Annotated in this window: 18 protein-coding genes; 5 read left to right on the top strand and 13 right to left on the bottom strand. The window is 47.0% G+C overall.

What is annotated here, in order from left to right; all coding sequences use genetic code 11:
- Positions 1-26: 26 nt before the first annotated feature.
- The 7 genes from MHH56_RS04355 to MHH56_RS04325 form a co-directional block, all read right to left on the bottom strand.
- Positions 27-266 carry a hypothetical protein gene (locus tag MHH56_RS04355; RefSeq protein ID WP_339206852.1) on the bottom strand — a complete coding sequence of 80 codons (240 nt, stop codon included), beginning with the start codon at positions 264-266 and terminating at the stop codon, positions 27-29.
- Between the two features lie 281 nt (positions 267-547).
- Positions 548-2,218, bottom strand: a complete 1,671-nt coding sequence (locus tag MHH56_RS04350; protein WP_339206850.1) for a ribulokinase — start codon at positions 2,216-2,218, stop codon at positions 548-550.
- Positions 2,219-2,232: 14 nt separating this feature from the next.
- Positions 2,233-2,928: an L-ribulose-5-phosphate 4-epimerase gene (araD, locus tag MHH56_RS04345; protein WP_339206848.1), complete on the bottom strand. Its 696-nt coding sequence runs from the start codon at positions 2,926-2,928 to the stop codon at positions 2,233-2,235.
- A 163-nt stretch (positions 2,929-3,091) separates the two neighbouring features.
- The gene (locus tag MHH56_RS04340; RefSeq protein WP_339206847.1) at positions 3,092-4,204 is read right to left on the bottom strand and encodes a GntR family transcriptional regulator; all 1,113 of its coding nucleotides are present in this window, start codon (positions 4,202-4,204) and stop codon (positions 3,092-3,094) included.
- Positions 4,205-4,346: 142 nt separating this feature from the next.
- The gene (galU, locus tag MHH56_RS04335) at positions 4,347-5,261 is read right to left on the bottom strand and encodes a UTP--glucose-1-phosphate uridylyltransferase GalU (protein ID WP_339206846.1); all 915 of its coding nucleotides are present in this window, start codon (positions 5,259-5,261) and stop codon (positions 4,347-4,349) included.
- Positions 5,262-5,326: 65 nt separating this feature from the next.
- Positions 5,327-6,718 (bottom strand): HAMP domain-containing sensor histidine kinase, encoded by a 1,392-nt coding sequence (locus MHH56_RS04330; RefSeq protein ID WP_339206844.1) that lies wholly within the window; start codon positions 6,716-6,718, stop codon positions 5,327-5,329.
- The gene (locus MHH56_RS04325; RefSeq protein ID WP_339206842.1) at positions 6,715-7,389 is read right to left on the bottom strand and encodes a response regulator transcription factor; all 675 of its coding nucleotides are present in this window, start codon (positions 7,387-7,389) and stop codon (positions 6,715-6,717) included. The genes MHH56_RS04330 and MHH56_RS04325 overlap by 4 nt, the downstream gene beginning before the upstream one ends.
- A 155-nt stretch (positions 7,390-7,544) precedes the next feature.
- Between MHH56_RS04325 and trxB the strand changes: the two genes are divergently transcribed.
- From trxB to MHH56_RS04305, 4 genes are all read left to right on the top strand, one after another.
- Positions 7,545-8,486, top strand: coding sequence for a thioredoxin-disulfide reductase (trxB, locus tag MHH56_RS04320; RefSeq protein ID WP_076268899.1), 942 nt, complete (start codon positions 7,545-7,547; stop codon positions 8,484-8,486).
- 236 nt (positions 8,487-8,722) lie between these two features.
- Positions 8,723-10,675: a glycoside hydrolase family 13 protein gene (locus MHH56_RS04315; protein WP_339206841.1), complete on the top strand. Its 1,953-nt coding sequence runs from the start codon at positions 8,723-8,725 to the stop codon at positions 10,673-10,675.
- Positions 10,676-12,479: 1,804 nt separating this feature from the next.
- Complete coding sequence (locus tag MHH56_RS04310; RefSeq protein WP_339209502.1) at positions 12,480-13,409, top strand: LacI family DNA-binding transcriptional regulator; 930 nt, start codon at positions 12,480-12,482, stop codon at positions 13,407-13,409.
- Between the two features lie 121 nt (positions 13,410-13,530).
- Positions 13,531-14,808 carry an MFS transporter gene (locus MHH56_RS04305; protein WP_339206839.1) on the top strand — a complete coding sequence of 426 codons (1,278 nt, stop codon included), beginning with the start codon at positions 13,531-13,533 and terminating at the stop codon, positions 14,806-14,808.
- 20 nt (positions 14,809-14,828) lie between these two features.
- Here MHH56_RS04305 and MHH56_RS04300 read toward each other — a convergent pair whose 3' ends face one another.
- Positions 14,829-16,700 carry a beta-L-arabinofuranosidase domain-containing protein gene (locus MHH56_RS04300; protein WP_339206838.1) on the bottom strand — a complete coding sequence of 624 codons (1,872 nt, stop codon included), beginning with the start codon at positions 16,698-16,700 and terminating at the stop codon, positions 14,829-14,831.
- Positions 16,701-16,846: 146 nt separating this feature from the next.
- Between MHH56_RS04300 and MHH56_RS04295 the strand changes: the two genes are divergently transcribed.
- A complete protein-coding gene (locus MHH56_RS04295; RefSeq protein ID WP_339206836.1) occupies positions 16,847-17,665 on the top strand; it encodes an SDR family NAD(P)-dependent oxidoreductase in 819 nt (272 codons plus the stop codon).
- A gap of 93 nt (positions 17,666-17,758) precedes the next feature.
- Here the strand turns inward: MHH56_RS04295 and MHH56_RS04290 are convergent, their stop codons facing one another.
- The 5 genes from MHH56_RS04290 to MHH56_RS04270 all read right to left on the bottom strand — a co-directional run bounded on the left by MHH56_RS04290 (position 17,759) and on the right by MHH56_RS04270 (position 23,614).
- Positions 17,759-18,904, bottom strand: a complete 1,146-nt coding sequence (locus MHH56_RS04290) for a glycoside hydrolase family 76 protein (RefSeq protein WP_339206834.1) — start codon at positions 18,902-18,904, stop codon at positions 17,759-17,761.
- 32 nt (positions 18,905-18,936) lie between these two features.
- A complete protein-coding gene (locus tag MHH56_RS04285; protein WP_339206832.1) occupies positions 18,937-20,004 on the bottom strand; it encodes a glycoside hydrolase family 76 protein in 1,068 nt (355 codons plus the stop codon).
- Between the two features lie 245 nt (positions 20,005-20,249).
- Positions 20,250-21,392, bottom strand: a complete 1,143-nt coding sequence (locus tag MHH56_RS04280; RefSeq protein ID WP_339206830.1) for a GntR family transcriptional regulator — start codon at positions 21,390-21,392, stop codon at positions 20,250-20,252.
- A 126-nt stretch (positions 21,393-21,518) separates the two neighbouring features.
- Entirely contained in the window at positions 21,519-22,628 is a 1,110-nt protein-coding gene (locus MHH56_RS04275; protein ID WP_339206828.1) for a glycoside hydrolase family 76 protein, read from the bottom strand.
- 44 nt (positions 22,629-22,672) lie between these two features.
- Positions 22,673-23,614 (bottom strand): carbohydrate ABC transporter permease, encoded by a 942-nt coding sequence (locus MHH56_RS04270; protein ID WP_339206827.1) that lies wholly within the window; start codon positions 23,612-23,614, stop codon positions 22,673-22,675.
- Positions 23,615-23,616: the final 2 nt, after the last annotated feature.

Here is a 23,616-nt window from a genome sequence, read left to right as displayed (position 1 = left end):
TTTTTGTAGGTTTGGCTTTAATGTCTTTAATTTTTAAATTCGATCGGATAAAGAGCCGTACCGTTCCCCGTGCTGCTGTCTACATCGCCGTCAGCTGCACTGTTCGCAGCTCCGCCGCCCCAGTTATCCGTACCGGTAAAATAAGTCGCTCCTGTATCAAGTGCTGCAGCACTTGCTGCGTATGGAACAGGGAAAAGCTGAACGAGCAGCACCGCAAATGCCATAAATGCGGTAAATAACCGTTTTCGCCACAGTCTGCTGTTCATTCGACCTCTGTTCCTAGAACCTCTTGGTTCCATAGACCTACCATCTTCCATCATTCCCGTACTCTCCTTTACTATTAAGATCATTTTCAAAAGTTGTCTACTTTCTTATGTCTCTTTTTTATAAGTCCGACGACCTATAATAACATTCGTTTCTGTACAAATTCTGTACATTTTCGACAAGAATAGTGGAAAAAGCTAGAAATTAATAAAAAAACGACTCCCTCGCATAATTAAATGCTGGAGTCGTTTTTTTGGTATATATATGATTGAATAATAGCTACCTAAGCTTGCTCTTCTTTTATAACCTTAAGGCGTTTCATTACATCATTTGCGCCGCGTCCGTAGTAGTCGTGCAGCAAATTATATTCCGCATACAGCTTCTCGTAAACTGCAACGTTTGCCGGAATCGGCTTGAACGTTTCTTCGCGTACACGAGCCATCTTCTGAGCCGCATCAACAATGCTGTCGAAACCGCCCTTTGCAGCACCAGCTGCTACTGCTCCAAACATCGCTGCACCAAGTGCAGGCGTTTGCTTGGATGCTGCGACCTTGATCTCGCGATTCGTTACATCTGCATAAATCTGCATGAGCAGCGCGTTCTTCTGCGGCAATCCGCCGCATGCGTACAATTCATTTACTTCAACCCCGTTGCTGTGGAACGCATCGACGATTTTGCGTGTGCCAAATGCCGTTGCTTCAAGAAGGGCGCGGTAAATTTCCCAAGGCTTCGTTAGCAAGGTGAGGCCTATAATGGTGCCTGTCAAATCCGTATCCACAAGTACCGAGCGGTTTCCATTCCACCAGTCAAGCGCCAGAACGCCGGATTCGCCAACGTTCAGCTCGCTGGCTTTACGAGTTAAATAAACATGTACATTTTCGCCAGCCTGCTCCGCCTCTTGAAGCACGTAGGCTGGAACAGATTCCTCAACGAACCATTCAAAAATATCGCCAACCGCTGATTGTCCCGCTTCGTAGCCAAAGTAACCCGGAATGATGCCGTCCTCAACGACACCGCACATTCCTTCCACTTCCTTCTCTTCCGTTCCGAGCAGCATGTGGCAAATTGATGTGCCCATCGCCATAACCAGCTTGCCTGGCGTAACGACGCCAACACCTGGCACCGCCGCATGCGCATCCACATTGCCAACCGCGATCGCCGTGCCTGGCGCAAGTCCGATGCGGGCAGCCATATCAGGAAGCAATTCTCCAGCCTTCGAGCCAAGCGGTACAACTTCGCCGCGCAGCTTCGTTTCTGTCAGGTTTTCTAAACGAGGATCAAGCGCTTTGAAAAAATCCTTGCTTGGGTAGCCCTCTTGCTTATGCCACATGCCTTTGTAGCCGGCCGTGCAGCTGTTGCGAACGATATTGCCGGTCAATTGGCCGATAACCCAATCCGTCGCTTCAACAAATTTATCTGCAGTTTCATAAATGTCCGGCGCCTCGTTCAAAATCTGCCATGCTTTGGCCATCATCCACTCCGATGATATTTTGCCTCCATAACGCGGCACCCACTTCTCACCGCGCTGCGCTGCCATTTCGTTGATAAGGTTAGCCTCATCTTGCGCAGCGTGATGCTTCCACAGCTTCACCCAGCTATGCGGATTATCCTTGTAGGCATCCTGCACACAAAGCGGCGCTCCCTCTTCATCAATAGGAAGCATTGTACATGCTGTAAAATCGATGCCTAAACCGATGACATCAGCAGCATGGATACCCGATTCCTTCATCACAGCAGGAACCGACAATTCCAACACTTCAATATAGTCAAGCGGATGCTGAAGCGCCCAGTCATGCTCAAGCTTAATGCCAGATACCGGAAGCTTCTCATCAATAACGTGGTGAGTATACGGCGTGACATGCTCCGCTACCTCGGCACCGTTAGATAGATCCACAAGAACAGCTCGGCCCGATTGCGTGCCGTAGTCTACACCAATTGCGTATTTTTTGCTCATTATCCGAATCCTCCTTATTTTTGGCCGTAGTAGGCGTTCGCTCCGTGCTTGCGTAAATAGTGTCGGTCCAATAAAGCTTGATCCATCGGCTGAACATTCGGGTTAAGCTGATACGTATGAAGAGCCATCTTCGCCACTTCCTCCAGCACAACCGCATTATGAACGGCGTTATGCGGGTCTTTGCCCCAGCAAAAAGGAGCGTGGCTGTTTACGAGCACCGAAGGCACTTGGTTTGGATCGATATGGTTTTTATGGAAGGTTTCAACGATGACATTGCCTGTTTCCAGCTCATATGCCCCGTTGATTTCCGCTTCTGTCATCGCGCGTGTGCAAGGCACCTCGCCATAGAAATAGTCGCCATGCGTCGTGCCAAGCGATGGAATAGAGCGCCCTGCCTGTGCCCAGCTTGTCGCCCAAGGCGAATGGGTGTGTACAATTCCGCCTATCGAAGGAAACGCTTTGTAGAGCAGCACATGAGTAGCCGTGTCCGAGGAAGGTCGAAGATTTCCTTCAATTACATTGCCTTCCAAATCTACGACAACCATCTGCTCGGCTTTTAACTCCTCGTAAGGAACGCCGCTCGGCTTAATAACCGCATAACCAGACTCTCTATCTACACCGCTGACGTTGCCCCAAGTAAATGTAACTAATCCGTACTTTGGAAGATCCATATTCGCTTCCCAAACCGCATGCTTCAATGCTTCTAACATGACCACTTATCGCTCCCTTCAAGCTCACATTTCTATGCTGATCCGCATTCACTTATACGGACATCGCCATAGAATATCTTTGCTTTATTATAAGTTGTACGTACAAGTGTGTCACGTCTTTTTTATTCATCCATATAAAAAGCATTAACCGTTCAGCATCAGCTTAGCTTTGCGGCGGTCTAGTTGAATCACGTATAACGAGCTGCGGATCATATATTTTATCCTGCGTTTGTCGCCGCTGGTGCTGCTTATCCAGCATACTAAGCAGCAATTCGACCGCATCCGTGCCCATTTCTGTTTTTGGATGCGCAACGGTTGTCAGCTTCACTTCGGTAGCCGTAGCCAGATTCGCATCATCAAAACCGACAATCGAAAGATCCTCAGGCACCGTTAAGCCAGCCTGCCTTACAATATCAAGCATTTTTACAGCCAGCTCATCGTTATAGCAAATAATAGCGGTCGGCCGCTGATCCGGCTCACGCTGCAGCATCGCAAACAAGGCCTGCATCGGCTTGTCCTGCTTCTCCTCCGTCGTATAGCGCAGCAAATAATCCGGTGGAACCGTGAGCCCTTGCTCCCGATGAGCCCGTAAAAAACCGCGCATCCGGTGAACGCCTTGAAAGTCATCCGTCTTAAAAAATCCAGCGATTCGCGTATGGCCGAGCTTAATTAAATGCTCTGCGGCACGATAGCCGCCAAGCTCGTCATCCACGCGCAAGCATGGCGCATCCACGTCGCTGTATCGCTCATTGAGCATAATGTATGGAATTTTGAGCGCATCGAGCGCCAAAAAATAATTAAAGTTCGGGTTGCCCTCCGCGCTCTTCGTCGGCTCAATAATGAGCCCGGTCAGCGGCTCGCGCAGCATCGACTCCAGACTGTCCTTTTCTTTATCCTTTTCATTATCCGTGCTCGCCAGCAGAAGTCTTGCCCCTACAGCGCGCAAGCTCGATTCGACGCCTCTGACGATGGTTGGGAATATATAATCTGATATATGGGTCGTAATCATCCCGATCGTCATCCCTTGGGATGAGTTTTTCCGCTCCGGCGCAGATTGGTCCGACACAAACGTCCCTTTCCCTTGTACGCGGTAGAGCCAGCCCTCCTGCTCCAAATCACCGAGCGCTTGGCGCACCGTTTGCCGGCTCATCTCGAATTGCTTGCCGATCTCATTCTCCGATGGCAGCTTCTCGTGCGGCTTAAACTGTGCTGTGACGATCCAGGATATAATTTCCTGCTTTAATTGCATATATTTGGGCGTTTGCTGTTCCTTCACTTCACACCTCAACTCCGTTAGTTGTATTCCTGTAGTATATCATACGCTGAACTTGTACGTACATGATCTCAAGTTCTAACCATAGAACCGGCCAAAAGACAAAATAAAAAGCCGCTCATTGGCGGCCTTCATTTCTCATGGATTAGAACTGCGTTTCCTTCAGCCTCTCCAGCATATACTTTCTGACCTCATCGCCTAGATCCGCACGCTCTAATGCAAAATCAATCGTAGCTTGTACAAAACCAAGCTTGTCGCCTACATCATGTCTAATACCATCGAACCGATAAGCCATTAAAGAAGAGATATGATTTAATTGCTGTAAGCTGTCCGTCAGTTGAATTTCCCCAGCTTTGCCTGGCGTCGCTTTCTCAAGCAGATCAAATATGACAGGATCAAGGACGTAGCGTCCAACAACCGCATAGTTGGACGGGGCTTGTCCTTGCGCCGGCTTTTCAATAATGTTGCGTACTCGCGCTACCTGCTTATCCCGCTCAATATCAACAATACCATATTTATGCGTCTGATCCCATGACACCTCCATCACAGCTACAACAGATGACTGTTCCCTCTCGTACACATCCATCATTTGCCGCAAGCAAGGCGGATCAGCTTTCAAAATATCGTCGCCTAGCAATACCGCGAACGGCTCGTCCGCTATGAAGCGGCGTGCACAAAGCACTGCATGGCCAAGGCCTAGCGGCTCCTTCTGACGAACATAATAAATATCCGCCAGCTGTGATATTTTCCGCACCATCTCCAGCATTTCTTCGTTATGACGCGCTTCCAGCTCCATTTCGAGCTCGGCAGATTTGTCAAAATGGTCCTCGATCGCTCGTTTGTTGCGTCCGCTGACGATTACGATACTCTCGATGCCTGAATTCACAGCCTCTTCTACGATATATTGAATAGAAGGCTTATCGATAATAGGCAGCATTTCTTTCGGCTGCGCTTTCGTAGCCGGCAAAAACCTTGTCCCTAATCCCCCAGCAGGAATGATCGCTTTCCGAATCCGCTTCTCCACCCTAACATCTCCCCCAGCTCTTTGCTTTCTATGCAATCGCTCCTTTTATCATAACGGTTTCACCCTCGTTTTTCCATGTATTCAAAAGCTTCGTCCTATAACTAAGAAGTTGCACGTGCAAACGGGAGCTTAATCATAAAGCTTGCTCCAGTAAGCTGGTCCGCACCTAGATCAAGCGCAATGGTTCCGCCGTGAATATGAATGATGGTTTGTGCGATCGAAAGTCCAAGCCCGCTCCCGCCTTGGCTTCTATCCCTCGATAGATCACCCTTATAAAAACGCTCAAATATTCGCTCTCGATCCTCCTCATGAACGCCTATCCCGGTATCGGTAATCCGAACCACGATGGAGCCATTCTGTTCGGACAAAGACAAAAAGATTTTGCCGTCCTCTGGTGTAAATTTCATGCTATTGGCAAGTAGATTCATCCATACCTGATTAAGCTGATCACGATCAGCAGTAATCACCGTTTCCTCCATTAGCAGCTCGACTGTTTGCCTCTTGGCCATCCACTGCGGCTCGCAGGCAAGCACCACGTCTCTAAGCTGGCGATCCAGTCGATACGGCTGCGGGTGAAAAGGATGCTGCTGGGAATCAAGTGACGCTAAATTAAGCAAATTTTCACTTAGCCGAGAAAGCCGCATGCTCTCTTGCTTAATGATGCTAATATAACGCTCCCGCTCAGCTCCAGTAACCTCCTCGCTGCGCAGTGCTTCTGCGAAGCCGCCAATCGACGTAAGGGGAGACTGCATTTCGTGCGAGACATTGGATACAAAATCCTGACGCATCATTTCAAGCTGTGATAAGCTGAGCGCCATTTTGTTCATGCCCTGCGCAAGCTCACCGAGCTCATCGCCGCGTCTTGCGGGCAGCCGTACACTGAAATCCCCCTGTGACATTCGCGTCGCAGCGTTCGTCATCATTTTTAGCGGCCTCACTAAATAACGGGCTACGATTAGAATAAGTACGCTTCCGACGAGCAGCAGCGTAACAAGCAGCGTGACAGCCGTCCATAAGAAGTTGCTATTTTGCGGAAAACGATTTGGCTGAACGAACAATGCCCATCTTTCATTGCCGAATGACACAAGTTTCCCTAAAGCAGGCGGCGAAGGCGAGCTAACCTCCTCGCTAGTGTATACATCCAATCTGACAGAGCTGCCGCCGAATACTTTTCTTAGCTGCTCGAATGTAAGTCGCTCCATAATCAGCTCGCTTCGCTCGCCAGCCCTTACTAAATAGTTGGAGCTGCTAATAGCGACAATTGACTGCCCTTGCAAGCTTGAGACCTCTTCCAAAAATGCTTGCAAATCTGCCGGCTTCGAGACGGCATAAAGCTGTTCAATGCGAGCAATCGACTTCTCCAGCTGATTGGGCAGCTGACCCCTTGCATCCCTCTTGAACATTTGGTTTGTGAATAAAAAAGCGACCCCGATGCTAATCAAAACGATAACGAGAAATGTAGCTGTAATTCGAAAGTAAAGGCCGCGAATCATGACCATACCTCCAGTCGATACCCTAGTCCGCGAATCGTTACGATACGGAAACGATATTGCTCCTCGGGAAATCGATCTCGCAGCCTTTTGATATGTACATCAACCGTGCGCTCATCCCCCTCATAGTCCATCCCCCATATTTGTTCAATCAGATGATCACGGGCAAAGGTTTTGCCAGGATAGCTTGCCAGCTTGAATAGAAGCTCAAACTCCTTAGGCGGCAATGTTACCTTCTCGCCACCAGCTGACATATGAAAGTCCGTTCGATTCATGAGGACATCGCCGAACTCTACCGTCTGCGAAGCGGTAATCCGGTATCTTTTGAGCAGCGCCTTAACCCGGGCTATGAGCTCTGGCGGATCAAAGGGTTTGACCATATAATCATCCGCACCAAGCTCAAACCCCTTCACCTTCTGCGAGGTTTCCCCCTTGGCAGTCAGCATGAGCAGTGGAATATCATAGCTCGCTCGCAGTTCCGCGCAAAGCGCCCACCCGTCCATGCGGGGCATCATGACATCAATGATCGCAAGATCTGGTCGTACCACGTCCAGCTTCTCTAATGCGTCTATACCATCTATAGCTTCAATGACCTGACAGCCTTCTCTTTTTAGGAAAAGAGCTACCAGCTCGCGAATGTTTGGATCGTCGTCTGCAACTACGATTTTGGGCATTTTGTTCTTCCTCCAATTAGACTTATGTCGTTATGATTTCAGCATACATGACCAACATGAACGTTACATGAACGATATTGACTTTAAAGCTACATTATAATAATTTTAAAGTAGGATTTATTATTCAACGGAATTTTGAATGGAGGATATAGATGATGCATAAAACAATTATTATTGGTACAGGACCTGCCGGATTGACGGCTGCCATTTATTTGGCTCGCGCGAACATGGAGCCGCTCGTTATTGAAGGGTGGCAGCCAGGCGGCCAGCTTACAACAACAACAGAAGTAGAAAACTTCCCAGGTTTCCCTGATGGTATTTTGGGCAGCGAGCTAATGTCCAACATGCGTAAGCAAGCACAGCGTTTTGGTGCAAAATTCAAAACAGGCTCTGTAAAAAGCGTCGACTTCAGCAAACGTCCCTACACGCTTGACGTGGAAGGCATTGGCGAGTTGCAAGCCGAATCCATCATTATCTCTACAGGCGCTTCAGCCAAATACCTCGGCATTCCGGGTGAGCAAGAAAATATCGGTCGCGGCGTAAGCACATGTGCAACTTGTGATGGCTTCTTCTTCCGCGGCAAAAAAATTATTGTAGTAGGCGGCGGCGACTCCGCAATGGAAGAAGCCGTGTTCCTTACTCGCTTCGCTTCCGAAGTAAGAGTAGTTAACCGTCGCAATGAGCTGCGCGCATCAAAAATTATGCAGGATCGCGCTCGTGCGAATGACAAAATCGTATGGAGCCTAAACCGTACACCGCTTGAAGTTGCTGCAACAGGCATGGGCTTGCAAGGGTTGAAGGTGCGCAATAATGAAACGGGCGAGGAAGAATTGCTTGAAACAGACGGCGTATTTATTACGATCGGCCACACGCCTAATACTGGCTTCCTTGGCGGTCAAATCGACACCGATGAGCAAGGCTACATTATTGTGAAGCCGGGCACTTCCGAGACGAACATCCCAGGCGTATACGCTTGCGGCGATGTTCAAGACCGTAATTACCGCCAAGCGATTACCGCTGCTGGAAGCGGCTGTATGGCTGCTCTGGATTGCGAGCGCTACTTGGAATCGCTAGCGCATGAAGCGGTTAATGCATAATTTTTTTCAAAACTAGACTAGTACAATACGTGCAAATTATGTATAATAAAAGTGTTGAGATTTACAATAGAAAGGCAATGCTACCGCAACCATTTGTTCGCAATATGCTTCGCGTGAGCGGCGCCTGAACGTGTTATGGGAGAAGGTACAACCTCGGCTTATTATGAGCAGAGAGGTTGTGCCTTTTTTCGTGTTTCCATATCTTTTCTCACATCTTCCATGAAGGAGCGATAATTATGTTATTAGAAGCTGTTTATCACAGACCGAAGCAAAACTGGGCTTACGCCTACGACGGAAAGACACTGCACCTCCGCTTGCGTACCAAAAAAGACGATGTTGCTGTAGTTGAAGCAATCGTTGGCGACAAGTACGCGTGGGATCAAACGATTACAACGGTCCCTATGCATATTTTCACTTCGGATGCACGATTCGATTATTGGGAAACTTCCGTTATTCCTCCTTTTCGGAGGCTGCGTTATGCGTTCCGCTTAATAAGTGGAGATGAGGCGATTATTTTCTCGGATAAAGGTATCGAGCTTACACTTCCTGACAACTCAAATTCTTTTTTTGATTTCCCATATATTAATCCAATCGATGTATTTGAGCCGCCAGCTTGGGTGAAGGATGCTGTCTTTTATCAAATATTCCCTGAACGCTTCGCGAATGGCGATCCTTCGATCAATCCTGAAAATGTGCTGCCTTGGGGCGGCGAGCCTACGCCAAAAAACTTTTTTGGCGGTGACCTCCAGGGTGTAATTGATCACTTGGATCATATTTCAGCACTTGGCATTAATGCGGTATATTTCACTCCGCTGTTCGAAGCAACGACCAATCACAAGTATGATACACAAGACTACATGAAGGTTGATCCGCATTTTGGCACAAATGAGAAGTTGAAGGAATTGGTTGATGCTTGTCACGCACGCGGCATTCGTGTCTTGCTTGATGCGGTATTCAATCACTCAGGCAAAACCTTCCCTCCATTTGTCGATGCTCAGAAGAACGGACAGCAGTCAAAATATGCGGATTGGTTCTATGTTCGGGAATGGCCGCTGCAAGTGGTGGACGGCGTTCCGACGTACGAGACCTTCGCATTTGAGCCGCTTATGCCGAAGCTGAACACCGAGCATCCTGAGGTGAAGCAATATTTGTTCGAGGTAGCTCGCTACTGGATCGAGGAGATTGGAATCGACGGCTGGAGACTGGACGTTGCCAATGAGGTTGATCATCAGTTTTGGCGTGAGTTCCGTCAGACGGTAAAAGCAGTGAATAAAGACGCTTATATTTTGGGCGAGATTTGGCATGATTCGATGATGTGGCTGCAGGGTGATCAATTCGATGCGGTTATGAACTACCCTTTCACAAATGCGGTTCTCGATTTCTTTGCTTATCAAACGATTGATGCCTCTGACTTCGCTAATGCGATTGGAGCGCAGCTTGCAGCGTATCCACAGCAAGTAACAGAATCGGCTTTCAACCTGCTCGATAGCCATGATACGCCTCGTCTGCTTACGATCTGCGAGGATAATACGGATGCGATGAAGCTCTCTTCGCTCTTCCAGCTGACCTTCCCTGGAACCCCATGTATTTATTATGGCGATGAGGTAGGCATCAATGGCGCTGGCGATCCAGGCTGCCGCAAATGTATGGTGTGGGACCCAGAGGAGCAAAACCGTGAATTGCTCACGTTCTATACCGACGCAATCGGACTGCGCCACAAATACAGCGCGCTTCGCAGCGCTGATATTCGCTTCGTGCACGTTGGCGCAGCAGATGGTACCTTGGTCTATGAGCGTCGTGAAGGAAGCCAACGGCTTCTTATCGCGATGAATGCTCGTGGCGAAGCGGCTGATCTGAGCTTCGAAATTGAAGCTCAGCCGACTGATTGCAACGCTGCTCCTCATCCTGTTGATTTTAGAGGCTTTGCGAAACCAGCAGCTGCAGCTGCAACTGCTGGAAGCGAGACTTCTGCATCCCCAGTGGCTGCCTCGATCGAAAATGCTAAGGCCGATGCAAGATCGATTGCAACAGCTGTCATCACCGATAACGGCTCATCGACATGGTCTGTATTGTTATCAAACACTAGCAAATATGCAGTAAGCTCTTCCGTTGCAAGCAGCAACGACGGTAAACTTCAATTCACATTGCCGGCTTACGGCTATGTGATTTTGGAGCAGTCTGCCGAGTAACCAATAACCTTATTTGCTTAGGGCAGTCCAATCGCGGACTGCCCCTTTTTTGGGTTGATTCACACCGTGCTTACAGCCTCTTTTTCAACCTTCCGCATGCGCCGAATTCGCTCAATAAGCACCTATGTGTGCTTACAGACCAGTAACCATAGCTACTTCTCGCTGTAAGAACACATACGCGCTTACAACCTCCTTCCTACCCGCCGCATACGCCGAATTCGCTCAATAAGCACCTATGTGTGCTTACAGACCAGTAACCACAGCTACTTTCTCGCTGTAAGAACACATACGTGCTTACAGCCTCTTTTCTACCCGCCGCATACGCCGAATTCACTCAATAAGCACCTATGTGTGCTTACAGACCAGTAACAATAGCTAGTTTCTCGCTGTAAGAACACATACGTGCTTACAGCCTCTTTTCTACCCGCCGCATGCGCCGAATTCGCTCAATAAGCACCTATGTGTGCTTACAGACCAGTAACAATAGCTAGTTTCTCGCTGTAAGAACACATACGTGCTTACAGCCTCTTTTTCAACCTTCCGCATACGCCGAAATTACTCAATAAGCACCTATGTGAGCTTACAGATCAGTAACCATAGCTAGTTTCTCGCTGTAAGAACACATACGTGCTTACAGCCTCTTTTTCAACCTTCCGCATACGCCGAATTCACTCAATAAGCACCTATGTGTGCTTACAGACCAGTAACCATAGCTACTTCTCGGCTGTAAGAACACATACGTGCTTACAGCCTATTTTCTACCCGCCGCATGCGCCGAATTCGCTCAATAAGCACCTATGTGTGCTTACAGACCAGTAACCATAGCTAGTTTCTCGCTGTAAGAACACATACGTGCTTACAGCCTCTTTTTCAACCTTCCGCATACGCCGAAATTACTCAATAAGCACCTATGTGTGCTTACAGATCAGTAACCATAGCTAGTTTCTCGCTGTAAGAACACATACGTGCTTACAGCCTCTTTTCTACCTTACGCATACGCCGAATTCACTCAATAAGCACCTATGCGTGCTTACAGACCAGTAACCATAGTTACTTCTCGGCTGTAAGAACTCATACGTGCTTACAGCCTCTTTTCTACCTTCCGCATACGCCGAATTCACTCAATAAGCACCTATGTGTGCTTACAGACCAGTAACCATAGCTACTTCTCGGCTGTAAGAACTCATACGTGCTTACAGCCTCTTTTCTACCCGCCGCATGCGCCGAATTCACTCAATAAGCACCTATTTGTGCTTACAGACCAGTAACCACAGCTACTTTCTCGCTGTAAGAACACATACGTGCTTACAGCCTCTTTTCTACCTTCCGCATACGCCGAATTCACTCAATAAGCACCTATGTGTGCTTACAGACCAGTAACCATAGCTACTTCTCGCTGTAAGAACACATACGTGCTTACAGCCTCTTTTCTACCTTCCGCATACGCCGAATTCACTCAATAAGCACCTATGTGTGCTTACAGACCAGTAACCATAGCTACTTCTCGGCTGTAAGAACACATACGTGCTTACAGCCTCTTTTCTACCTTTCGCATACGCCGAATTCACTCAATAAGCACGTATACTTGCTTACAGCTATTACTACCACTCGTTACCCTCAGTAGCGTTTGAGGAAATCTTTAATAAATTGAGTCTAGACATCTAATTGACATTCATGCAATAATTACTTAAACGATTAAGTAACTGCTTTTAAACATGCCATTTCCGATATATTAATCCAACAGTCATTATCAAGCTTTAGCAAGCTCTCACGATTCCAATCGTATTAAGGTTGAAGGAGTTGTATCCCCATTAAAAAAGCTACGCTTAAGGACATTGCAAAGGCTGCTCAAGTTTCTGTAGCCACTGTCAGTTATGTACTCAACAATGTCTCCAATCAGACGATACCCGAAGAAACAAAATGCCGTGTTCTCGATGCCGCCAAGCAATTGAATTATGTACCCAACCTTGCTGCCAGATCGCTGGTCAAGCAAAAGTCTGGATTGATTGGCATTCTGATTAACAGAGCGGAAAATGAAGGCTTCTGGAAGCAGTTCCGTTATTCTCAGTTTATTAATCGACTGGAGCGGCTGCTGTCAGATCACGGCTACCACGTTGTATTATTCAGCTTGGATGCCTCAAGCCCAAATCTCGATATTATCTCGGAACGCAAGCTGGACGGCGTATTTGTTGTTGATGTTAAGGAGGAAAACTTCCACCTGATTTCTAGCCACTTCTCTACTGGCGTCCCTTTAATCGTTGTGGACAGCATGATTGAAGATCCCTTATTTTATAAGGTTAATTATGATTATGCCGATGCCTTCACTCATGCATTCGCATCGCTCATACAGCCTAAGGAGAGCTTTTTGATAATCGACAGCTTCAACAATGCAGATCTCGTTAACCATATTTGTACTCTTTCAGGAATAGGACGCGATCAAATCCACGTTGTGGACGAAGAGCGTGACTTAAAGGCATTCCTAGAACACAATTCGGATCGGACCGGCATCATTCTAAACGAATTTGTCGCCATCTCAGCAGCTAAATATGTTCATCCAACAAGCTTAACCGTCATTTGTACGGCAGGCTGTGCGGAAATCGCCCCTGCTTCCGCTTCCAAGATATCGTTTGGCGATCACAAGCCAGAAGAATCTTTCCATCTTATGATGCAGCTGCTGAAAGATCCGAAGTCTGGCCCTGTAAATAAATATGTTCTAGTAAAAGCTGATAAATAAGTAACCGCAGAGTAATCTCTGCTTTTTCTATTACAACTTAAACGATTAAGCCGTCCTCTTAATCCTTAATAACTGCAGTTAATTATTAACCAAGTCAATCATTCTTATAGGAGGTTATATTATGCTCGGATTAGCAAAAGAATCAAATGGCGGCGCTCCAAATCTTCAACCGCAAGAAGGTTCTGCTTCATCTCTGTGGAAAAACCGCAATTTCATCGCCGTGTTCTCCAGCTACAGCTTATCGCTGCTAGGCAATACCTTTCATAGCATTGCGCTAAATCTGTGGGTACTGCAAACGACAGGTAGCGCCAAGCTCATGTCCGTTGTTCTCATTACCCATCTCGTAATCAGTATGCTGTTCGGTTCCTTCGCAGGTACGATTGCGGATCGCACCGATCGTCGAACGTTAATGTGGGTGACAGATATTGTCCGTTTTGTGCTCGTCGGCGCCATTGCTGTACTTGTTTACCTGCCTAATATACCATTTATTTTTATCGTTATTTTGACTGCCATCGTCGCATTTGCAGGGGTCATTCGAACGCCTGCCTTCCAGGCTTCGCTCGTCGAAATTATTGATAAAGAACAAATAACCAAGGCCGTTGGGGTAATCAATATATCCGATAACATCATCCGAATATCAGGATTTGCTCTCGGAGGTATCGCTGTTGCTGCATTTGGCGGGGCATTTGCAATTGCTATCGATGCAGTAACCTTTCTGCTCTCAGCAGCGCTGCTGCTCTTCACGGGCAAGTTCCCCTATGCAGCGGTTCGAGATACGGAGAAGCCGCAAACCACCTTTAAAGAGGATCTCAAAGCAGGCTTCCGATACGTATGGACGGATCCATTTGCCAGAGCAGCAGTTATTTTATTACCGGTAGTTATGTTCTTCTTTCTGTCCACCTTCATGCTCATTCAAGTCATGGCCGTAAATGTGTGGCATGCCAAACCATTTGTATTCGGGCTTATGGAGGCGTGCATCCCGCTCGGTTATGTCGTAGGCTCCATTCTAATTATTAAGCTGGATAAACGGTTAAAAGGCAGAGGAAAATGGATCATTGGAAGCATGATCCTCATGGGTCCTATGTTCATCGCCATATCACAAATGTCCTCTACATTTGCAGCATTGCCGCTTATCCTTCTCGTTGGCTTCCTCTTCTCCTTCAGTACCACGATCATCTTTATCGCACTTCGGGTAGCCATTGATCCTTCGATGCAAGGCAGGGTATTTGGACTCATCGGTGCTCTAACAAGCGTTGCGCCGCCTGTCGGCTTAGCCGTATTCTCAACCCTATCTGATATACACGGACCTGCCGTCATCATAGCGATAAGCGGCGCAGCAATGCTCATTATTGGCTGCTTCTCCTACATGTATATGAAGGAGATGCGTCACTTCAACTAAACGAATAGACTGACAACGTTTTAAGATTGAATAACTGGGAACTCGGCGATCCGAAGCCGCGCGCAGCCGTACGGGATAAGCGTAATTTCTTCCTCGGGTTCCTTGCTAGCAACAGGCCCTATTGGCGGAGTGCCAGCCGAATTAAGCTCCATGGTCCATTGCGGGATCCGGCGACCGTTCATTCGCAAACGTATCGGTGCATTCTCAGCTGAGAAGGGCTGCCTTACCATTGCTGCGGCTTCCACAATAGGTTTTCCCTGTTCATTTCCCTTCAGACTCACTCCATAATTCCATGGCGACTCCGGGTAAATCTCCCAGTCATGATAAGGCTCGTACGTGCGATGCTTCTGCCAGCGCTCCTTGATTGGGATAACGAACATAAGCGCTCCGCGCTGCAAGCCGGCCGCACCGTTAGCTCTGCTGATCGTGCGTGCCTCCATTGGAAGCCGAAGAGTCAGCTCATCGCCATCGTCCCAAACCTGCCGCAGCGTAGCAAAACCTTTTTCGACGATCATAGCAGACTGCTGTTGTCCGTTGATCAACAGAATCGGCGCGCTGCACCATTCCGGTATTCGTAATTTAATCGGGAATTCAGCTGGCTGATTTACATGCACTGTCATCGTTATCGTTTCTCTAAATGGATATTCCGTTGCTACACGTATGGAAACATCGGTACTTGCGTCGATGGCAGCTGTAATCGTACAAGGAGCATACGCGATTGCAGCCAAACCGCCATCCTCTGTTGCCATCCATAATCTTGCCGTGTATTTCGGCCATCCTTGATGCATGTTAGCGGTGCAGCAGCCAAAATGCGGCTCAATGCCAAATAGATTGGCTTCATTGTTGTTTTCCGTCCAATTGCGTTTGGCATGCGTACACATAATCTGGTTAGCCTGCTGGTCATATTGATGAACGGTCCAATCCGGGCTGATTGCGGCAGGCAGTGCATTATAAGCAACCTTCTCCAAAATATCACCGAAGGAGCCATCGCCTGTAATCCGAATCAAATGCTCTAAGGAATGCATAAATTCCACCACAGAGCACAGCTCCGTACCTTGGCTGGGATGAGTTCCTGCAAGCCATTCGTCACCAGAAAACATGCCGTTAACTTGGCCATGGTAAGTCATCACGCTTGAAATCCCTTTGTATGCAGCTTCGATATGCCGATTATCTTTTGACTGCATGTAGCGGAGAGCTGGCTGCTTGAATGACATCGCTACGTTAACAACATGAACTCGGTGATCAAATGCCTTCTGCAAGGACCAATAAGGATAGTCTTCATATATGCCTATCCAGTCCAGCGTTTGCTCCTGAATTAATTGCGAGAGCTCAAGCAAGAAAGGCTCACCGGTGCGATTGTACAACCAATAAATGCTGATGAGATTTTCGCCGCCTCTAGCCTTTGCCCATTCCTGCAACGGACGATTCGGCAGCTCCGCAAGCTGATATTTGAAATAGTTCATCAAGAATGGTTCTACCCGTTCATCACCAGTATACTCAGCGTGCTGAATCAGTACCTTGAGCATAATCATTCGGCTCCACCAATCTTCATTTGAGGCAGGTCCGAATTGTCCATCCTCGCGTGCGCTTGCAAGCGTCCATTCGATCCATGGCTTTACTTTGGCCTTAAGCTTGTCATCATCCAGGAGATAAGCAAGCGGAAGCAGACCATCCAAGTAGTAGGGTCCTCTCTCCCAGCTGTCTCCGTCTCCTCCGAGCCAACCGCTATTTGGCCCGACATAACTCCAAAATTCATCTAGATGCCCTGTCATTCCCTCGCTTTGAATCTCCAGCTGGTCTCTAAGCCAGCCGTCCGGCTTAATCGCACCAAGCGGCAGCTCTTGAAAAGGGGTCGAAGCAAGCGGTGCACGGTTCAAAAATATAGCGCTCAATTTGTCATCTCCTCTATGCTGCTTATGTAGTTGAATTTCATCTAGCAATGCTAGTGATCCTTAACCCGTTTCCTAAAAGAATAAATGATTTGCCCCAAAGGAATACTACTTTGGAAATAAGCTAGTAATGGAGGGAATCGTTAGTAATGAACAATGCAGCTAACCAGAAGGATTCCAGCTCTTCTCAGCTTCGTGTAATGGATAAGGTTGCGGTCATCACTGGAGCTGGTTCCGGCATAGGACGCGCCACCGCGCTGCGTCTCGCACAGCAAGGAGCAAAAATCGTTCTTCTCGATCTCATTCACAACCGTACTGAAGAGGTAGAGCAAGAAATAAAGGAATTAGGAGGCGAGTCCTTTTTCATCGATACCGATGTTGCCAATGCTGAACGGATGCAAGAAGCGATCCAAGCTGCCGCAAAGCATTTCGGACGGATCGATATTGTGTTCGCTAATGCGGGCATTAACGGCACACTCGCCCCTATTGAAGATCTGTCGCCCGAGTCATGGGATGAAACGCTAACAACGAATCTAAAGGGAACCTTCCTTACCGTCAAATATGCAATCCCCCATATGAAAAAATCCGGCGGGAGCATCATTATAACGAGCTCTATTAATGGCAATCGTGATTTTTCAGGTGCCGGCATGGCTGCTTACAGCTCCTCCAAGTCAGGTCAGGTCGCTTTTGCCAAGATGGCTGCTCTAGAGCTTGCCCGATATAAAATACGTGTGAATGCCATTTGTCCTGGAGCCATTCAAACGAACATTGGGGAAAACACCCATCGCACTCCTCAAGTAGATAAAATCACCATACCCGTGAACTACCCTGAAGGCAGCCAGCCTCTTGAGCATGGTCCCGGGCAGCCTGAGCAGGTCGCCGATTTAGTGCTATTTTTAGCGTCGCAGGAATCCAGCCATATCTCTGGAACCGAAATTTACATCGATGGGGCAGAAACCTTGCTATAGAAAAAGAAGCCATACAGGGTTGGAATGCCTTAGGGATGATCCCTAAGGCATTTTCTACTACGTTAAATTGAGGACTGAATCACATCAACCTGATCACTTTTTCGTATCAGCTGCCAGCTGAGCGTGGATCGTAACCAGCGCTGCTTGCTCCAATAGTTCAGTTGAACGATTCGGATCGATTTCAACGACTCCCGTCTGAGGGTTCCGAAGCGTCGTCCACACCTCATCCGCATAGTTCTGTATATATTCTTTATACTTCGATTTTTTGTTCATGTCATCCAGCAGCAGCAGATTTTCAAAAAAGATTGAATTGAAAATAATCGGCTGTGTGTAGAGGCGCGAGCTGCCATAAAATTTCAAAGCCGCATCAGCGATGCTTATTGCTCTGTTCAAGTATGATTTTTCACCAGTTGCTTTGTATAAAAGTACGCTGGCTCCAATCATCGTTCCTTGGTTATAGGACCATTGTGTTTTATTAATATTTCCGTTCAGGTCAATATGGTCCCAGTAAAGTCCGTTAGGCGCCAGCATGCAGTCATTTACCCAGTTATACATCTTCTTCGCCCAGTCTAAATAGTATGTATCCTTGCTGATTTCATATAAATACAGTCCTATTTGAGCGGCAGGTGCATTCGATACGGTATTCCGATCCTTGCTCCACGATGCCTGTGTCCAAAAAACGCCGCCAGGGCAGGCATGAGAGGCATCCGTGTCCCAGCCGGATACTTGCAGCTCAAATATTTGCTTTGCTCTATCTAAAGCTGCAATATCACCAGTAATTCGGTAAATTTTTATAAGTTCTATTGCGATCCAATCATTATCATCATAAAAGATGTCCCCGCCTCCGCCAAGCGGTGCGCGTACGTAAGAATCGTAGCCTGCAGGTGTCTTCGTGTCATTCCAATATGCAGCTAGACCATCTAATCGATTCTGAATGTCGGTTTTGTATTTCTCGCCCACCGCAGGTATTTTCGCCAAAGCTACGGTTGACTGCATCGTCCCTGCATAAGGCCAAACGTAGGAGTATTTATTGTTCCCAGAATGTGGGCTGTTCTCGCTGTAGAGCTTGGTGTCTGGCTGATAGAAGTAGGTTTGTAGAGCCTGATAAGCCGCTTCAGCCCGTTCTGCATTTTGATTTTTATTCGGTTTGGCCCAGACGCTTTGACCGGACGTCATTAATAAAACAACAATCGACAATGCAACAAAACGGAACGTCTTTACTGGTTTCGATGTACTCATGATATACCTCCCAAGGATCTACTTAGACTACTCTATATTAATCCAGCCTTCTCCAAAGCTGCTGCCGTTTCGAGCAGGATCACGCCGCTAAGCTGTGTGCTGAGCTCTATTTCCTCTTCAAGCGATTCATCCCACCGTTTGCTGAAAAGAATATCCCCCCGGCTCGAAACGCTGCTCCATAGGGACGATGCGTTTGCATACAATACATCTGCTACTTCACTTCCGCTGCCGCTGCCCATCGCAAGGGCCAGCTCGCCTGCGTAACGAACAAAAATCCCTTTAAACAAACCAGCATCCCCGCCGCCTTCTGCAGGGAGGACATTAGCTTCCTGCGATGCAAACTCCTCCACAGACGCCTGCCATGTCCGTATGGCATCTTCAAGATAACCTTTTTCGCCCGTAATCTTGTACAGCTCAACTGCTGCTCCAATGAATACGCCCTGGCAATAAGTGAACTTCCAATCCTTATCAATAGTTCCATCGCCTAGACGGTTAGCGCCATCCCACACGAAACCGCTTTCAGGATCAACAAGCACAGCTTTCTGCCAATTGTAAATCTTGATTGCCCATTCTAAATCTTCCTGCTTGCCGAATACCTGATATAGACGTGCAGCCAAAATAGCCGCAGGAGCATTAGCAGGCGTGTTTTTATAATCAAGCTGCGTTTTTTGCCAAGCAATTCCGCCGCCGACATGGTCATTCCATCCCGTCTTAATATCCTCCCATAGCAACTTCGCAGTGTGCCTGTAGGTTTCATCTTGATCAATCAAATACGCGCGAAGCCAGCCAATTGCCATCCATTCCATATCATCGTATAGATTATTAGGCCATTCTCCGCCGTTTCTCTCCAGAAGGCCTTGATGAAGCATAGCCAACCTTTGCTTATAGATGGAATCACCCGTACGGTTCCATCCATCCACCTGCGTTTCAACCGCATGGGCCATCCACCAATAATGAAAAATCGTGTTGCACGCTCCGCCGGGACATGGCGTCTTAATGTCATATAAGCTGATACTTGGGTTCCAGAACTGAGAATCCAATGTTCGTTGAGCCTGCTCCGCTCTCATTTCCCAGAACGCAGCTTTTACGTTGTTTGCCATCTTCCTTTCCTCCGTTTCACTTTGATCCATTAGGTTTCCCGCGAACTGCAAGCTGCTTTAACACGGGATTACTTCCTCTTTGAAAATGTACAATATAAAGCACTTTCACATAATATACTATATTCCACATGTTAATATGTCAATATGTCATCTTCACATTTCAGACTATAATTTCCTACAAAAAAAGGCCGTTCCAAGAGCCCTATTGGCAGCTCTAAGAAACGACCCTTTATTCTATTCTGATGTTAAATAGATACGGTAGAATTTCCTTGAACAATCTCGTGCTCCACAATATTGTTCAATTCCGTAGTCTCATTATTCCAAACACGCTGTAATATTTCGACAGCTCTCCTGCCTGTATCACGCTCGTTCTGGCGAACATGAGTAAACAAATAATCGCCAAACGGCTGACTCGGAGAGTCAAAGCAAACAATTTGATAGTCTTCCGGAATCCGTTTCTTTAGGGACAATAGCGCTTCCCTTAAAATAAGAGCAAGATTATATTCCGTAACGACATACGCATTAAGATCCTTGTTAATTTCCACGAAATGGCGTACCGTCTCAATATCATACTGTACTTTAATCGTTTGAAACGATTGCGGCAAAGAGCTGTATAGATTCGTCATAATATGTTCAGGTTTAGGTGTAAACCCACGCTGCATGCACGCATCATTAAAACCTTGTATTCGGTCTTCAATCGTCGTCGTATTGTCTGCAGGCGTCGATAAGAAACCGACATGCCGGCCCTCTTGATTCAGCAAAATATTCGTAAGGTCGAAGGCTGCCTTTCTGTTGTCTGTATACACAGCGGTAGCCGCAATCCCCTTCAAATACCTGTCTACTAACACAATAGGGAAACCGTTTAATACGAGTCTAAGCACTTCAGCATTATAGTGCTCGCCGTGGCCTGGGAATACGACAATGCCATCGACACCAAGCTTCACAAAAGCACGAATGGCAGCTTCTTCTTCATCACGATTATCGTAAGTCAGCTTCATCATCATGACGCAGCCGCTAATCGCGCATTGCTCTTCTATTCCGCGAATAAGATCAGCACCAAACGAATCGCCAAAGTCGGGCAGAATCACACCAACAATGCGCACAACCTCATCTTCCGGCCTCGCTTCTACGCTTTCTGACTGCTTCTGCAGCTTCGTTTCTTGCAGATCAGGCAAAACCTCCGCCACAAAGGAGCCCTTCCCTTGTATTCTCTCAATGAGTTTATACTGCGAGAGCATCTCCAGCGCTTTCTTAGACGTAATTCGGCTAACGTTAAAATGGGCAGCAAGTTCTTTTTCCGAAGGAACACGCTCCCCTTTTTTCAATTCACCGTCATTGATTTTTTGAAAAATATAATTATAAATCTGCTCATATAAAGGATTATCCATCAGCTGACCTACCTTGTCATAGTATCTTGATATATCAACTATACAACTTTATTATCACGACATCAATATATGAAAAGGCGAAATGGAGCAACGGCGCTGCCGTCGCCCCGCTACGTCAATACTAACTTATTCCGAATCTAGTCTTTCTATTTTGGCTGCGGCTTCTATTAAGAAAACTCCGCTCAATTGCACGGATATATCCAGAGGCTCCTGATGAGGCAAATCCCAAGCGGGGCCAAACAAGCCAATTTCCTTCGTGCTGCCTTTCGAGAGCAGTGTATCCGCATTATGAAAGATCATTTCTTTAATTTGGACGCTTTCGTTGACTTCATACAAATGGATTAGATAACGAATGAATATGCCTTTGAACAGTCCACCGTCTCCGGTTCCTTCTTCCTTCATCATTCCGGTCTCAGCAACCGTATGATATTTCATAGCCGAGGCAGCGGTTTTCTCCGCATCTGCCAAATACGTCTTATCATTTGTATGCTTATAAAGTTCAACCGCCGCGCCTATATAAGTGCCTTGGTTATAGGTGAATATCCATTTCTTATTGACATTAAGATCACCATTCTCTTCCAGCTTAAGGCCATCATACACAAGACCGCTTTCAGGATCAACCAAATTTTTCTTCTGCCAATCATATATCTTTTTGGCCCACTCCAGATCTTCCTTATCGCCAAAATACTCATACATCCTTGCAGCCAAAATAGCTGCCGGCCCGTTCGAGCATGCATTCCGGCTGTCTCGTTGATCCTTCTTCCAAGCCATGCCGCCCAGCTCATCTTCCCACCAAGCGGTCTTAATATCATTCCACAGCTTTACCACATAACCTTTAACCGTCTCGCTTTTGGTTGCATCATAAAGCCTCAGCGCTGCAAGAGCGAGCCATTCCATATCATCATAAAATTCATTAAACAATGACCCATTTTTTTTAATAATGCTTTTGACGATCCCCTCTGCCCTATCGGTATAAGCAGCATCACCCGTTCTCTCATACCCATCCATCATGGCATCCACGGCATGAGCCTTCCACCAATAGTTTAGGCTCTCCTCGCGTTCTTTGCTATAAGGATAAGCGTTGTTCATCAGCTTTCCATTCTCATTCCAATAATGCTCGATGAGCTTCTCTTCCGCCCATTCCGCATGATTATTGTAATTTTCCAAGCGCTCCTCATTTCCATTGCAGCCTGTCAAGAAAAAACTGCCGACAAGCAGCATGCATATGCTTTTCATAAAATTCACCTCATCCGTCCCTTCTTCTTGCAGGCTTCCACCTTTTAACCCACAATTCCGCTATGCTCAATACCCTCTACGAGGTATTTTTGCGCAAACAAATACACAATGATTAATGGAATAACAACTAATAATGACATCGTGTTCGTTAAGGTGGCTGTCAGAGGCTGACCATGCTTCAGCCCAAGGGTGGCGCCCTCCAGCATCAAGCCTTCAAATCCGACCAGCAGTGAATTCGATAACAGCTTGAACTGGCTGAAGAACATCGAGGAATAGAAGCTATCCGTCCACTGCCACGAGAAGGAGAATACAAAGATCGTAATCATCATGGAAAATGAGAGCGGAAGAATGATCATGCTGAACGTCCGAAACAAGCCCGAGCCGTCCACATAGGCAGCTTCCTCTAGCTCTTTCGGTATTCCTTTGAAATATTGCCGCATGATTAATATATAAAGCCCGTTTTTGAATCCAAAACCGATCATCGATAAAATCGCCATAGGCCACATTGAATCCATCAGCCTAACCGTTCCCCCTGTAAAGGTAGACATCAGACCAAATAAATCAAAGAAGCTGAACTTCATATAAAGAGAGATCATATACGTTTGCGGCGGAATTAAAATCGTAAGCACCACTAAAGAAAATATGACGCTTTTTCCTTTAAAGTTAAACCGCGCAAGCCCATAGCCGACCATCGTACAAACCAGCATTTGAATGATGCCGCTTAGAAAGGAAATGCCGAACGTGTTCGACAGCCCTTTAAAAAAGGACGTATATTCGATGACTGTTTTGTAATTAAACCATGTAAACTGCCTAGGGATGAAGCGCACCGTGCCATCTATCAAATCCTGCGGGCTCATAAAGCTGTTAGAGAGCTTTACGAGCAGCGGATATAAGATAAGAAACGCCAGCCCAATGAGAAGCAAATAGCGAATAACCGACCAGAACAAGCCATTTATTGCATGCAGATTTAAATATTTAGCCCGCATAT

This window comes from Paenibacillus sp. FSL K6-3182 (assembly GCF_037976325.1).
Taxonomy (GTDB): domain Bacteria; phylum Bacillota; class Bacilli; order Paenibacillales; family Paenibacillaceae; genus Pristimantibacillus.
This window is presented reverse-complemented; position numbering and strand designations above follow the sequence as displayed.

Coding starts and splice junctions, on each gene's coding strand:
- araD (WP_339206848.1), bottom strand. CDS start 2,928: ATGTTAGAAGCATTGAAGCATGCGGTTTGGGAAGCGAATATGGATCTT.
- MHH56_RS04275 (WP_339206828.1), bottom strand. CDS start 22,628: ATGAAAAGCATATGCATGCTGCTTGTCGGCAGTTTTTTCTTGACAGGC.
- MHH56_RS04280 (WP_339206830.1), bottom strand. CDS start 21,392: ATGGATAATCCTTTATATGAGCAGATTTATAATTATATTTTTCAAAAA.
- MHH56_RS04330 (WP_339206844.1), bottom strand. CDS start 6,718: ATGATTCGCGGCCTTTACTTTCGAATTACAGCTACATTTCTCGTTATC.
- MHH56_RS04350 (WP_339206850.1), bottom strand. CDS start 2,218: ATGAGCAAAAAATACGCAATTGGTGTAGACTACGGCACGCAATCGGGC.
- MHH56_RS04325 (WP_339206842.1), bottom strand. CDS start 7,389: ATGCCCAAAATCGTAGTTGCAGACGACGATCCAAACATTCGCGAGCTG.
- MHH56_RS04315 (WP_339206841.1), top strand. CDS start 8,723: ATGTTATTAGAAGCTGTTTATCACAGACCGAAGCAAAACTGGGCTTAC.
- MHH56_RS04305 (WP_339206839.1), top strand. CDS start 13,531: ATGCTCGGATTAGCAAAAGAATCAAATGGCGGCGCTCCAAATCTTCAA.
- MHH56_RS04355 (WP_339206852.1), bottom strand. CDS start 266: ATGAACAGCAGACTGTGGCGAAAACGGTTATTTACCGCATTTATGGCA.
- MHH56_RS04290 (WP_339206834.1), bottom strand. CDS start 18,904: ATGAGTACATCGAAACCAGTAAAGACGTTCCGTTTTGTTGCATTGTCG.
- trxB (WP_076268899.1), top strand. CDS start 7,545: ATGCATAAAACAATTATTATTGGTACAGGACCTGCCGGATTGACGGCT.
- MHH56_RS04270 (WP_339206827.1), bottom strand. CDS start 23,614: ATGCGGGCTAAATATTTAAATCTGCATGCAATAAATGGCTTGTTCTGG.
- MHH56_RS04295 (WP_339206836.1), top strand. CDS start 16,847: ATGAACAATGCAGCTAACCAGAAGGATTCCAGCTCTTCTCAGCTTCGT.
- MHH56_RS04285 (WP_339206832.1), bottom strand. CDS start 20,004: ATGGCAAACAACGTAAAAGCTGCGTTCTGGGAAATGAGAGCGGAGCAG.